Genomic DNA, 11,936 nt, shown 5'->3' on the forward strand with positions numbered 1-11,936 from the left:
ATGATCCGTTCAGTGGTTCGCGGTTTCGGGACGGCACTTCCGAAGCGGGTGCTCACCAATCGTGGGCTGGAGAGCATGGTCGACACGTCCGACGAATGGATCGTGCAGCGGACCGGCATCCGCCAGCGCTACATCGCGGGAGAAGGCGAGACCACGGCTTCGCTCGGCGAGGCGGCGGCGCGCGAGGCGCTGGACCGCGCGGGGATGACGGCTGCCGACATCGACCTGATCATCGTCGCCACCTCCACCCCGGACAACACCTTCCCGGCCACCGCCGTCAACATCCAGAACCGGCTCGGCATGCATCACGGCTTTGCCTTCGACGTCCAGGCCGTGTGCTCTGGCTTCGTCTACGGCGTGACCACGGCCGACGCCTATATCCGCGGCGGGATCGCGCGCAGGGTGCTCGTCATCGGCGCGGAGACCTTCTCGCGCATTCTCGACTGGACCGACCGCACGACCTGTGTGCTCTTCGGCGACGGCGCGGGCGCGATCGTGCTCGAGGCGCAGGAAGGCGAGGGGACCGTCGCCGACCGCGGCGTGCTGACGGGGCAGCTGCGCTCCGACGGCGCCCATCTCGACAAGCTCTATGTCGACGGCGGGCCGTCCACCACCGGCACGGTCGGGCACTTGCGTATGGAGGGCCGCGAGGTCTTCAAGCATGCCGTCGGCATGATCACCGACGTGATCGTCGCCGCGTTCGATGCCACCGGACTTGAGATTGACGACCTCGACTGGCTCGTCCCGCACCAGGCCAACCGCCGCATCATCGATGGGTCGGCCAAGAAGCTCGGTATCCCGCTCGAAAAGGTTGTCGTGACCGTCGACCTGCACGGAAACACGTCCGCTGCCTCCATCCCGCTGGCGCTCGCGTCCGCTGCAGCCGACGGTCGCATCAAGAAGGGCGACCTCGTGCTGCTGGAGGCGATGGGCGGCGGTTTCACCTGGGGCGCCGTCCTGCTTCGCTGGTAGGCGCAAGGGGCCTTGCCCCCTACTTCAACGGTGCTTGACCGACAGGGGCAAGGGCAATACTCTTGCCGGATAAGCAAGCGCTTTCAATAAGAAAACGGTGGGAGAAGATGAGCGGCAAAACCGTGACACGCGCAGATTTGGCCGAATCCGTTTTTCGGAAGGTCGGTCTCTCCAGAACAGAATCGGCTGAACTCGTCGAAACCGTGATCGATGAAATCTGCAACGCCATCGTCCGTGGCGAGAGCGTGAAGCTGTCGTCCTTTGCGACCTTCCAGGTGCGCGACAAGAACGAGCGCATCGGCCGCAACCCGAAGACGGGCGAGGAAGTGCCGATCTCGCCGCGGCGCGTCATGACCTTCAAGGCCTCCAACGTGCTCAAGCAGCGCGTTCTCAAGGCCCACACCGCCCGCAAGACCAAGCAGAAGGTGCAGGCGCCGGCGCCCTGATCGCCGATCGGCTTTGGACGCTCCGATTCTCCGCTTGAAAAAAGGGCGACAACCCGCTGAAATGCTGAGACTCGCCGGTTTGCCGGAGCGTGAGTCGAAATTGCCTTTTCGGTGAGGAGTATCGATGGAGAAGAGCCCCGACGCTTTCCGCACCATCAGTGAGGTCGCGGACGATCTCGACCTGCCGCAGCATGTGCTGCGCTTCTGGGAGACGCGGTTCTCGCAGATCAAGCCGATGAAGCGCGGCGGCGGGCGGCGCTACTACCGCCCCGACGATGTCGAGCTCCTGAAGGGCATCCGTCACCTGCTCTATGATCACGGCTACACGATCAAGGGCGTCCAGAAACTCCTGAAGAACAACGGCAACAAGTTCGTCGCGGCGATCGCGAGCGGCGATCTTGCGACCGTCGAGGCGCTGGCGGCCGCCAACCAGGAGGAGCCGGCCGCGCCCAAGACCGCCGACGACGACCAGATCGTCGGCCGCGCCAAGGCGCCGGCCAGCCGGCGCTTCTTCTCCTTCGTCGGCGGCGGCAACGAGGACGCGCCGGAGATCTCGATCGGCAAGAGCAGCGTCGGCAAGGAGGACCGTGCCCTCCTGCAGGAGGCGCTCTACGATCTTCTGGAATGCAAGCGCCTGCTCGACCAGGTCAGGTAGCCTCCCGCCCGCAACCAGCCACTGCTCCCTTACCGGCCCATGCGGCCGGGCAGCGCCCGTCAGAGCTTGCGGCTCAAGAACGGCGACCCCTGCAGGCCGAACCGCCATGGCAGGTCGACCGCCTTGGTGATGCCGATGCGGACGCCGGCGCCGACCCTTGCCGGCGCCTTGCGGAGCTCGAGATGGAACGGCTGCCGGTCGACCGGCCGTCCGTCGAGCGCGTCGGTGACGCCGAGCGCCTGGCAGAGGCGGCCCGGCCCGGAACAGAGCAGCCGCACGTTTTCCAGTGCCCGCCGCGCCTGCATGTCTTCGATCCCCGCCGTCGGCTCCAGCGCCCGGATCAGCACGGCGCTGCCGGGCCGACAGACGAGGTTCAGGCACCAGTGGATGCCGTAGGATCGATACACATAGGCATGCGCGGGCGGGCCGAACATCGCCCGGTTGCGGAGCGTCTCGCCGCGGAAGCTGTGCGAGGCGGGGTCCTCGGGCGCATAGGCCTCCGTCTCCACGATCAGCCCGCCGATGCCGTCTATCGTCAGCTCAGCGCCGATCAGGTCCGGGGCGACCGCGTGCGCCTCCCGGTGGAAGAAATCCTGCAAGTTCGTCGCGTCGCCCGGCACCATGCCGCCTTGTGCCATCGCCGGACGCCGACCGCAACACTGCCAAGCGCAACACCGCAAACCGTGGGGCTGCCTTGCGCCACGCAGCGGGGCGAACCTGCGCGCGGGCGTCGTTCAGGCGGTTCCTGCCGGGTGAGGCCCGTCCGGAAGATCGTCTTCCTGCCGGTCGACATAGCCCCAGTTGTCGCAGGCGAAAGCGCGGGCCGCATCTTCCGCCCTCTGCCGGGTCGGCAGATCCCGCAGCACCTTGCTGCGCTTTCCGCACTGGAGCAGCGCGGTCCTGCTCGCCGGATCGTAGTGCACGTTCAGTTTCTGATGGGATGGAATCATGAAATCCTGCCTTTCCGCCACACCAATGGCGGGAGAGGAGGAAAGTTCCCGTCTTTTGTCGCGAAGTCTGTGCTTCACCGGATAGTCATTTCTTCCGGGGCTGCCGGTCGAGCGCGAAGAGCAGGCCGTGTGCGGGCAGGTCCCCGCTGTCGCCGCTGCTGCCCGGCGTTGCGAAGATGGTGGTTCCCGGCGCGCCCGGCGCGATGCAGTCGCAGTCGAGGAAATTCGCGCGGAGCCGGAGTACCGTCGTGCCGGACCGCCAGTCGACCGCAAGCACGCCGGGAGCTGTCGGTATCACCTCCGCATCGACACCTGCGGAGTTTGCAACGAGCGGCGCAACATGGGCCTGTCGCAAGGCAATGAGCGCCCGCACCAGTTCTGCCTGTCGCCGGCCCTCGGGGTGGTCGGCGCGCGACCAGTCCGGCCTGGAGCGCTCGAAGGTGGCGGGGTCGCGCGGATCCGGCAGGTCCGTGGCCACGACGCCCGCGGCGACGCCGCCAAAATTCTCCGCCTCGCGCAGGCGGCTTTCGTGCAGGTCCTGCGACGTGGCCGTGCCATGATCCATGAAGAAGTGGAAGGGGCCGGCATCGCCAAGCTCCTCGCCCATGAAGAGCAGCGGCACCTGGGGCGACAGCAGCAGCAGCGCCGTCATCTGGCGAAGGACGCGCTCGTCCGTCAGCGCAGCGAGCCGCTCGCCGAAGGCCCGATTGCCGACCTGGTCGTGCGTCTGCAGGAAGGCGACCTGCATCGAGGGCTGCAGCGGTTCCGTGGGGCCGAGATTGCCGGAGCCGGTGGAGGACGCGCGGACCCGGCCGGTGATGGCAGCCTCCAGCGCGGTCCACCGGGCAGCGGCGAACGGGGCGAAGTAGCCTGCCGCTTCGCCGGTCGCCACGACGTGCAGGACATGGTGCAGGTCATGGTTCCATGCGGCGGTGTAGAGGCGGGGACGGCCGTCCCGGTCACGGCGCAGGAGGTCCGGATGGGCGGGATCCTCCGTGATCAGATGGATGTGGCGATCGGGAAAGGCATGGCGGATTGCGGTCGCCATATCCTCCAGGATGTGCCGGCCGTTCGGGTCGACCATCTGCCCGGTCGCATCCAGGCGCAGCCCGTCGAAATGGAACGTTCCGACCCAGTGGAGCGCGTTCTCGATGAAATAGCGCCTGACGGCCGGCTGCTCGTAGGCGATGGCCGCGCCCCAGGGCGTCTGCCGCTCCGGGTGAAAGAAGGAAGGGGCGTAGTGCGGAAGAAAATTGCCCTCCGGGCCGAAGTGGTTGTAGACGACGTCGAGGAACACCATGATGCCGCGTGCGTGCGCCGCGTCCACGAGCGCCTTCAGGTCCTCGACCCCGCCATAGGCATTGTGCGGCGCATAGTGGAGCACGCCGTCGTATCCCCATCCGTGCCGGCCGCAGAACTGCGCCACCGGCATGATCTCGATCGCGGTGATGCCGAGCGCCTTGAGGCCGTCGAGCCGCGCGATCGCGCCGCCGAAGGTGCCTTCCGGCGTGAACGTGCCGATATGGACTTCGTAGATCACCGCCTCGTGCCAGGGCCGGCCGCGCCAGCCGTCGTCCCGCCACCGGTAGCGTTGCTGGTCGATGACGAGCGATGGCCCGAAGACGTCGTCCCTCTGGGCGGCGGAGGCGGGATCTGCGACGCAGGTTCCGTCGGCGAGCCGGTACCGGTAGGCCGTGCCGTGCGCAAGGCCGGCGACGTCCGCCTCGAACCAGCCGTCGGCGACGGGCCGCATCTCGACGTCCCGGTCGTCGAACGCCACGGAAACCGAAGGCTGCGAGGGCGCCCAGAGGCGAAACCGGACGCGGCCGTCGCCCAGAAAGGTTGCGCCCCAGCGTCTGCCCTGTTCCGACCAGTCCATGCCGTCTTTCCTGAAGTCCGCATCGTTTGCGAAACGGTGCGCTGCCGCAAAGGTTCCGCATCGCAAAAATCCGGCCGCGGAACTTTCGCGGTGGTGCCGCGTTGCTGAGACGCGCCAGCAGGCCGGCGAGGGCTGAGGGGACTGACGACACGGCGACGTCCTCCATGCCTGGCACTGCCGCTGGCTGCCTCCAATCCTGGGGCCGGACACCGAATTCAAGCAAACGATGGGGCGGGACGACGATGACCTTTTCCTTTTCCGAACTCGACTTTCTCAAGCCCGAGCTGGGCGCCGAGTTCACGGGTGACGGCGTGCACTTCGCGGTCTTTTCCGCCCATGCGGAGCAGGTCGACCTGTGCCTGTTCTCGCCCGACGGCAAGGAGGAGACGGCGCGCATGCCGCTGCCGAAGCGCGAGGGCGACATCTGGTCGGGCTATGTCGCGGGCCTCGGGCCGGGCACGGTCTACGGCTACCGCGCGCACGGCCTCTACGAGCCGTCCGCCGGCCACCGCTTCAACCCCAACAAGCTGCTGCTGGATCCCTATGCCAAGCAGGTGATCGGCGAGCTCGCCTGGGACGATGCGCTCTACGGCTACCGGATCGGCGCGGCCGAGGCGGACCTCTCCTTCGACGAGCGCGACAGCGCGCCGTTCATGGTCAAGGGCGTCGTCCAGGACCCGACCTTCGACTGGGACGGCGACCAGGCGATCCGCCGGCCCTGGACCGACACGATCATCTACGAGGCACATGTGCGCGGCATGACCATGCTGCACCCCGACGTGCCCGACGAGCTGCGCGGCACCTTCCTCGGCATGTGTTCCGATCCGATCATCGACCACCTGACGAAGCTCGGCATCACGGCGGTCGAAGTGCTGCCGATCCAGTATTTCCCCGATGACCGCTACCTTCTCGACAAGGGCCTGAGAAACTACTGGGGCTACCAGACGCTCGGCTTCTTCGCGCCGCAGCCTCGCTTCATGTCGGGTGACCGCATCACCGAGTTCAAGACGATGGTGAAGCGCTTCCATGCGGCGGGAATCGAAGTGATCATGGACGTGGTCTACAACCACACCGCCGAGGGTTCGGAGCGCGGCCCGACCTTGAGCTTCCGCGGGCTCGACAACCTCAGCTACTACCGCCTGTCGCCGGAGGACAAGCGCCACAGCTACGACACGACCGGCACCGGCAACACCCTCAATGTCGCCCATCCGATGGTGTTGCGCATGGTGCTCGACAGCCTGCGCTACTGGGTCGGCGTCATGCATGTCGACGGCTTCCGCTTCGACCTCGCCTCCACGCTCGGCCGCACCCGCCATGTCGAGTTCGACCGGGACGGCGGCTTCTTCGATGCGATCCGGCAGGACCCGGTGCTCGCCGGCGTCAAGCTGATCGCCGAGCCCTGGGATGTCGGCGACGGCGGCTACCAGGTCGGCGGTTTCCCGCATCCGTTCCGCGAGTGGAACGACAAGTACCGCGACGACGTGCGCCGCTACTGGAAAGGCGACGAGGGGATGATCGCCAACGTCTCGCAGCGCCTGACCGGATCGGCCGTGCAGTTCAACCATTCCGACCGCGGCGCCACCGCCTCGATCAACCTGCTCAGCGCCCATGACGGCTTCACGCTCGCCGACACCGTCTCCTATGACGGCAAGCACAACGAGGCGAACGGCGAGGACAACCAGGACGGCCATTCCGCCAACCACTCCCACAACATGGGATGGGAGGGACCGACCGACGACGACGGCATCAACGCCGCCCGCGCCCGGCGCCGCCGCAACATGATGGCGACGCTGCTTCTGAGCCAGGGCGTGCCGATGATCCTCGGCGGCGACGAGATCGCAAACAGCCAGGGCGGCAACAACAACGCCTATTGCCAGGACAACGAAATCGGCTGGACCGACTGGAGCGGCCGCGACGATTCCTTCCTGGATTTCTGCGGGCGGATGATAGCCTTCCGCAAGGAGCACGGCTGCCTGCGGCCGGAACGGTTCCTGAACGGCGAGGGCGACGGCCCGACCGAGATCGCCTGGTTCCGCGAGGACGGCGCGCCGATGGACGAGGAGGCCTGGGGACAGGCCGGCCGCCGCATCGTCGTGCTCTATCTCGCAAAGGTCGGCACCAACGGCGAGGTCGGTAAGGTCCTCGACCAGTTGCTCCTCGTTTTCAACGCCGGCGGCGAATGCGAATTGCGACTGCCCTCCGTCAATGGCGTGGAAGCCTGGGAGCGCGTGCTCGACACCGGCGCTCAAGCCTCCTTCGACCCGGCTGCGGCAGAGGCAACAGTGAAGGCTCCCGGCGAATGCGTGCTGGCATTCCAGCCGGCGTCCTGAGACGGGAGCGGGAGCGATGCTCGACCGCACGCTGCAGAAGATCGGTCTGACCTATGTCAGCGACAGCGAGCCGGGCATCCGGCGCGAGCGCCGCGGCCGCGGCTTCTGCTATCGCCTGCCGTGCGGCACGCTCCTGGACGACCCGGACGTCAAGATGCGCATCGCAGCGCTCGGGCTGCCGCCGGCCTATCGCGACGTCTGGATCTGCATGCTGGAGAACGGGCACCTGCAGGCGACCGGCATGGACGCGCGCGGGCGCAAGCAATACCGCTACCACAGCGACTGGAAGGCGCTGCGCAGCGCCGACAAATTCCAACAGCTGGTGCCGTTCGCGATCGCCCTGCCGAAGCTGCGCCGCATCCTGCGCCGGCATATCGAGGGGCCGATCAGCGATCCCGACACGATCCTGGCCGGCCTCGTCACGCTTCTGGACGAAGAGCACCTGCGCGTCGGCAATTCCGCCTATGCCGCCGAGAACCGCACCTATGGCGCCACGACGCTGCTGAAGCGGCACGTGCGGCTGGCCGAGGACGGCATCGAGCTGCGGTTCACCGCCAAGGGCGGCAAGCGGGTGCGCCGCGTCCTGCGCAATCCGCGGCTGCACCGGATCCTCGAGGCGGTGTCGGACCTGCCGGGGCGGCAGCTGTTCGTCTGGATGGGAGAGGACGGGGCCGTTCGCCCCGTCGATTCCGGGCGGCTGAACGCCTACCTGGCCGAGCACATGGACCTGCCGGTCACCGCCAAGACGTTCCGTACCTGGGCGGGCACGCTGGCCGCCTTTGCCGAGGCACGCCGGATGCTGGAGGCGAACGAGCGCCCCACCATCCGCCGGATGAGCGAGGCGGCCGCCGCGGTCCTGCACAACACGCCGGCGATCTGCCGCTCGAGCTACATCCATCCCGACGTGCTGGCGCTCGCCGATCGCACTTCACCCCTTTCTCCGGGCAGGCGGCAGGCGGCCGCTCCGAACGGCCTCAGGGCCGAGGAGGGCCGGCTCCTCGCCTTCCTCTCCCGACCGCCACGCCGCAAGGGTTGAGGGAGAGATCGGAATGCAGCTTGCGGGCCGTGTCGCACTGGTAACGGGCGCCGGATCGGGCATCGGCAGGGCGACGGCGATCCTGCTGGCGCAACAGGGTGCCGTGGTCGGCGCGCTCGGGCGATCCGCCGGCGAGCTGGAAGCAGCGGCGCGGGAGATCGCGGCCGCGGGCGGGCGCTGCCACGTGCTCGAAGCGGACGTTTCACGCGTCGCGCGGCTGGTGGCGGCGGAGGGCAGGCTCGACATCGTGGTCGCCAATGCCGGCATCAACGGCGTGTGGGCGCCGATCGACGAGCTGACGCCCGAGGAGTGGGACGAAACGATCGCCGTCAACCTGCGCGGCACCTACCTGACCCTGCATGCGGCCGTGCCGCACCTGAAGAAGGCGGGCGGCGGCGCCATCGTCGTGGTCGGCTCGATCAACGGCACCCGGACGTTCACCACCCCCGGCGCAACCGCCTATTCCGCGACCAAGGCGGGACAGCTCGCCATGGTGCAGCAGCTCGCGCTCGAGCTCGGCAAGGCCCATATCCGCATCAATGCCGTCTGCCCCGGGGCGATCGACACCAACATCGACGACAACACCGACAGGCGGCATACGGACGAGGCGGAGATCCCGGTGGTCTGGCCGCAAGGCGACATCCCGATCACCGACGGCGCGCCCGGCCACGCCCGCGACGTGGCAGCGGCGATCCTCTTCCTCGTCTCGCCGGCCTCCCGCCACATCACCGGAACCCCGCTATGGATCGACGGCGGGCAGGGGCTGCTGCGCTGACCCGATGGGACGGGCTGATCGGGTTCCTGCTGCAGCAGCGGCAAAACCGGTCCCCTGCCGCCCACCGTCTCGCCGGCATGACCGCTAGCCCCGCCTGGGGCATGCTGCGAGGGCTCCGCGCCGTCCTTCAATTCCCTGCGCCGCCATCGAGACTTGTGTCAGCCGAGCTCGCGCATCCGCCGGGCTCGCGCTGCCGCTCCATGACCGTCATGCCGAAAGCACCGTCATGCCGGACCTGATCCGGCATCCAGTCCGCGCAAGTCCTTGCGCGAAAAGAGCACTTCGCCCGCCACGGACGCCGCTGGATCCCGGATCAGGTCCGGGATGACGGTGCGTGTGAGGCTCTCACGATCGGGTCACACGGCAGGGCCTCCGCCGGCCGCGCCTGCGCCCGAGTGCCTACTGCTGCGGTGCCGTTACCGGGGCCGACTGCGTGCCGTCCGGCGTGACGCTCTGGCTGTCGCCGCCGGTGGCGGAGGGCGGGGTCGGATCCGTCTCCGCCGGTGCGGTGTTCGCCGGATCGCTCTGTGATGGTGCGCTGGCTTCGCCCGAGGACGGCGACGGTCCGGCGGGCGCCTGCTCGCTGAGCGAGGGCTGGGCGCCCGGCGTGCCTTCCGCGTCGGTATCCTGCGCCTCGCCCCAGAATGCGGCACCGGCCCAGGCAACGGCGGCAAGGGCGAGCGCGCAGGCGAGCATGATGGCCACCGGTTTTCCGAGCGGTCCCGGCCGGGTGGCGTTCGGCCCGACCTTCACCGGCGCCTCCGCCGGCCCCGGCGTTGTCCGGCTGTTGCTGCGGGATGCGTCCATGGCGATCTCCTTCCCGTTGTCGCTGCGGTCGTTCGGGAAACCGCCGCGCCCGCGGAATTGTTCCGGCGCCGGGGGAGACCACCCTGTCGGCCCGGACAGGTTGCATTTGATGAAATTTCGAGATCGACGGGGAACAAGCCGTGGCGAACGGCGTTCATGGAGCGCGCAGCCGTGACGGCCAGTGTCAGGGCGGCGCGGAAGGAAGCCGGGAGAGGGGAGCAGCCGCGGTGTCGCGGTATCGTCATCCGACTCGTCTATCGGCGCAGACAGAAGCATGCAGGTCTCAAGGAGACACCGAAATGAACAGCCCGTATCCTCGCTGGACCGATCCGGTCCGGGTCCATCTGCAATCCGGGCTGACGCGCGAATTCTCCTGCATCTACGACGCGCTCGATTTCCTCGAAAACGAATGGCCGACGCGCGACGGCGCGCTCTATGCCCGCGCCATTCGCCTCTGCCGCGAGGCGCTCGGACGGACGGTGCCCGCGCCGGTCGCCCGCGAGGCCTTCACCTTCGCCTGCCTGGAAGCCGGCATGCCCGTCGCCGGCGCCCGCCGCAACCGCCAGCGCATCGGCGCGCCAATGTCATGCACACCGCCAATTGCACGTTCCACAAATTTGTGAAACCAACGGCGCATTACCCAGCCGGCATCATCGTGATGAGCTAGAGTTCCTCGTCCGGCAGCGGATAGCGCGGCGAAGCCTGCTACGCAGCTTGAGACGTGCCATCTTGTCCTTTGTGGCAACGTTCGTGGTCATCGGATTTGAGACGTTTGGCGACACCATCAAACCTGCTCCAACGCGGCATGGGTCGGGCTGATCGAACGTAGGCAATATTGTATCAGGACACATCTGACTTATTGGAGTAAGGGTAATAAGTCAGTATTTTCATTCTCAGCAGCTAGGTCGTAAGCAGTCTTCCCACTCTTATTTACCTGGCGCAAATCGCCTCCCATGGTCTTCAGCAACTGGACGGAACTGCGAGAATTAATTGTCGCGGCAATCATCAACGCTGTCTCTCCTCGGTGGTCACTTGCATTGACATGTGCGCCTTTGCTGATCAAATATTCAGCTGCCCATAAATTTCCACTCGAAATTGACGCCATTACAGGTGTAAAACCTGCCGATGTTGCCAGATTTACATCTGCTCCATAACTTACCAGCGTCCGAATCCACAACGACGGTAGCATCTTGGGGCAGGTCACATCGTCAACTGCACTTATCAAGGGGGTCATTTCCGACTTGCCGTTCGGTACCATTACATTCGGATCAGCATCGCTTGCGATTAAGCGAATTGTACCGAAGATGTCACCCTTACATACAGCTTCGACTAGAGAGCGGGGTGGTTCTCCAGTGTACATCAATGCGAAAATCAACGCTGTGACGGCGGCGATGAGCCACGCAATCCCTTTTGCCAACCGCATCATTTACTCTCCGACCCACGTCCCTGATGGTCGCGGTGCATACCCTCTGCCACCTCTAGCGATTGCTTGAAGATTGCAAGGGCGTACGCACTAGCCACGGATGGAGCATTGTTCCCTGGCACAACTCGTTGGATCGCCGCGTTCTCCACGGAGCGAAGCGGAGTTCTCTTTGTTGGTGGTCCAGACTGGATCTTCTGCCAGCAGCCTTTTGGCGGAAACGGAACCAAGTGGACGTGGCAGGTCTTCGCGAGTTGCCGAACCGTGATTCCTAAGCGTTCGGACAGCACGTCGGGGGCCGTAGTCCAGACGAGATCGTGGAATTCTTCTCGAGTGTAGGAATTCATCGGTATGCAGCTCACCACCCGCCATCTGGCTTAGGTTACGCTACAATATGGCTATAAATTTTTGTAGCCAGATCAAACAGCGGTAGCTAACTATTTGATTTTAATGGTCGGAGCGGCGGGATTCGAACCCACGACCCCTTGACCCCCAGTCAAGTGCGCTACCGGGCTGCGCTACGCTCCGAACCGACGAAAGCCCTATATTCTCGGGCATTTGGATGCAAGGGCAAAAATGGGCGGGGGGTGGAAAAAAGAGAGGACGGGGGAAGTAGGCCCAAGTAGCAACTATCGCACTAGTGTTCTTTCAATCTTGGGGCCACCC

General features: G+C 66.2%; 12 protein-coding genes and 1 tRNA gene. 7 read left to right on the forward strand and 6 right to left on the reverse strand.

What is annotated here, in order from left to right:
* The 3 genes from P0086_RS23575 to P0086_RS23585 all read left to right on the forward strand — a co-directional run bounded on the left by P0086_RS23575 (nucleotide 1) and on the right by P0086_RS23585 (nucleotide 2,073).
* Nucleotides 1-972, forward strand: a complete 972-nt coding sequence (locus P0086_RS23575) for a beta-ketoacyl-ACP synthase III (RefSeq protein WP_275790480.1) — start codon at nucleotides 1-3, stop codon at nucleotides 970-972.
* A 107-nt stretch (nucleotides 973-1,079) separates the two neighbouring features.
* Nucleotides 1,080-1,418 carry an integration host factor subunit alpha gene (locus tag P0086_RS23580; protein WP_112597707.1) on the forward strand — a complete coding sequence of 113 codons (339 nt, stop codon included), beginning with the start codon at nucleotides 1,080-1,082 and terminating at the stop codon, nucleotides 1,416-1,418.
* 124 nt (nucleotides 1,419-1,542) lie between these two features.
* Entirely contained in the window at nucleotides 1,543-2,073 is a 531-nt protein-coding gene (locus tag P0086_RS23585) for a MerR family transcriptional regulator (RefSeq protein ID WP_112597709.1), read from the forward strand.
* 59 nt (nucleotides 2,074-2,132) lie between these two features.
* Here the strand turns inward: P0086_RS23585 and P0086_RS23590 are convergent, their stop codons facing one another.
* The 3 genes from P0086_RS23590 to treZ all read right to left on the reverse strand — a co-directional run bounded on the left by P0086_RS23590 (nucleotide 2,133) and on the right by treZ (nucleotide 4,902).
* Nucleotides 2,133-2,711 (reverse strand): DNA-3-methyladenine glycosylase, encoded by a 579-nt coding sequence (locus P0086_RS23590; protein WP_275790483.1) that lies wholly within the window; start codon nucleotides 2,709-2,711, stop codon nucleotides 2,133-2,135.
* A 96-nt stretch (nucleotides 2,712-2,807) separates the two neighbouring features.
* Nucleotides 2,808-3,023 carry a hypothetical protein gene (locus P0086_RS23595; protein ID WP_112613636.1) on the reverse strand — a complete coding sequence of 72 codons (216 nt, stop codon included), beginning with the start codon at nucleotides 3,021-3,023 and terminating at the stop codon, nucleotides 2,808-2,810.
* A gap of 85 nt (nucleotides 3,024-3,108) precedes the next feature.
* Complete coding sequence (gene treZ / locus P0086_RS23600) at nucleotides 3,109-4,902, reverse strand: malto-oligosyltrehalose trehalohydrolase (protein WP_275790488.1); 1,794 nt, start codon at nucleotides 4,900-4,902, stop codon at nucleotides 3,109-3,111.
* 242 nt (nucleotides 4,903-5,144) lie between these two features.
* Between treZ and glgX the strand changes: the two genes are divergently transcribed.
* The 3 genes from glgX to P0086_RS23615 are packed head-to-tail and all read left to right on the forward strand — an operon-like array spanning nucleotide 5,145 to nucleotide 9,043.
* On the forward strand, nucleotides 5,145-7,232 hold the full coding sequence (glgX, locus tag P0086_RS23605) for a glycogen debranching protein GlgX (protein ID WP_275790491.1): 2,088 nt from the start codon (nucleotides 5,145-5,147) through the stop codon (nucleotides 7,230-7,232).
* 16 nt (nucleotides 7,233-7,248) lie between these two features.
* Nucleotides 7,249-8,268: a DNA topoisomerase IB gene (locus P0086_RS23610; RefSeq protein WP_275790494.1), complete on the forward strand. Its 1,020-nt coding sequence runs from the start codon at nucleotides 7,249-7,251 to the stop codon at nucleotides 8,266-8,268.
* A 13-nt stretch (nucleotides 8,269-8,281) separates the two neighbouring features.
* Entirely contained in the window at nucleotides 8,282-9,043 is a 762-nt protein-coding gene (locus P0086_RS23615; protein WP_275790496.1) for an SDR family NAD(P)-dependent oxidoreductase, read from the forward strand.
* Between the two features lie 399 nt (nucleotides 9,044-9,442).
* Here the strand turns inward: P0086_RS23615 and P0086_RS23620 are convergent, their stop codons facing one another.
* Nucleotides 9,443-9,850 (reverse strand): hypothetical protein, encoded by a 408-nt coding sequence (locus P0086_RS23620; protein ID WP_275790499.1) that lies wholly within the window; start codon nucleotides 9,848-9,850, stop codon nucleotides 9,443-9,445.
* Nucleotides 9,851-10,149: 299 nt separating this feature from the next.
* Here P0086_RS23620 and P0086_RS23625 point away from each other — a divergent pair, with 299 nt between their 5' ends.
* On the forward strand, nucleotides 10,150-10,473 hold the full coding sequence (locus P0086_RS23625; RefSeq protein WP_112598668.1) for a DUF982 domain-containing protein: 324 nt from the start codon (nucleotides 10,150-10,152) through the stop codon (nucleotides 10,471-10,473).
* Nucleotides 10,474-10,706: 233 nt separating this feature from the next.
* Here the strand turns inward: P0086_RS23625 and P0086_RS23630 are convergent, their stop codons facing one another.
* A complete protein-coding gene (locus P0086_RS23630) occupies nucleotides 10,707-11,276 on the reverse strand; it encodes an ankyrin repeat domain-containing protein (RefSeq protein WP_275790501.1) in 570 nt (189 codons plus the stop codon).
* 445 nt (nucleotides 11,277-11,721) lie between these two features.
* Nucleotides 11,722-11,798 (reverse strand) — tRNA-Pro (locus tag P0086_RS23635).
* Nucleotides 11,799-11,936: the final 138 nt, after the last annotated feature.

The sequence above is a fragment of the Mycoplana sp. MJR14 genome, assembly GCF_029210525.1.
In the GTDB taxonomy this organism is placed as follows: domain Bacteria; phylum Pseudomonadota; class Alphaproteobacteria; order Rhizobiales; family Rhizobiaceae; genus Mycoplana.

Excerpts from the sequence above, each read along its gene's own strand:
- P0086_RS23630 (WP_275790501.1), bottom strand. The coding sequence starts at position 11,276 with ATGATGCGGTTGGCAAAAGGGATTGCGTGGCTCATCGCCGCCGTCACA.
- P0086_RS23615 (WP_275790496.1), top strand. The coding sequence starts at position 8,282 with ATGCAGCTTGCGGGCCGTGTCGCACTGGTAACGGGCGCCGGATCGGGC.
- P0086_RS23575 (WP_275790480.1), top strand. The coding sequence starts at position 1 with ATGATCCGTTCAGTGGTTCGCGGTTTCGGGACGGCACTTCCGAAGCGG.
- P0086_RS23620 (WP_275790499.1), bottom strand. The coding sequence starts at position 9,850 with ATGGACGCATCCCGCAGCAACAGCCGGACAACGCCGGGGCCGGCGGAG.
- glgX (WP_275790491.1), top strand. The coding sequence starts at position 5,145 with ATGACCTTTTCCTTTTCCGAACTCGACTTTCTCAAGCCCGAGCTGGGC.
- P0086_RS23580 (WP_112597707.1), top strand. The coding sequence starts at position 1,080 with ATGAGCGGCAAAACCGTGACACGCGCAGATTTGGCCGAATCCGTTTTT.
- P0086_RS23590 (WP_275790483.1), bottom strand. The coding sequence starts at position 2,711 with ATGGCACAAGGCGGCATGGTGCCGGGCGACGCGACGAACTTGCAGGAT.
- P0086_RS23625 (WP_112598668.1), top strand. The coding sequence starts at position 10,150 with ATGAACAGCCCGTATCCTCGCTGGACCGATCCGGTCCGGGTCCATCTG.
- treZ (WP_275790488.1), bottom strand. The coding sequence starts at position 4,902 with ATGGACTGGTCGGAACAGGGCAGACGCTGGGGCGCAACCTTTCTGGGC.
- P0086_RS23585 (WP_112597709.1), top strand. The coding sequence starts at position 1,543 with ATGGAGAAGAGCCCCGACGCTTTCCGCACCATCAGTGAGGTCGCGGAC.
- P0086_RS23595 (WP_112613636.1), bottom strand. The coding sequence starts at position 3,023 with ATGATTCCATCCCATCAGAAACTGAACGTGCACTACGATCCGGCGAGC.
- P0086_RS23610 (WP_275790494.1), top strand. The coding sequence starts at position 7,249 with ATGCTCGACCGCACGCTGCAGAAGATCGGTCTGACCTATGTCAGCGAC.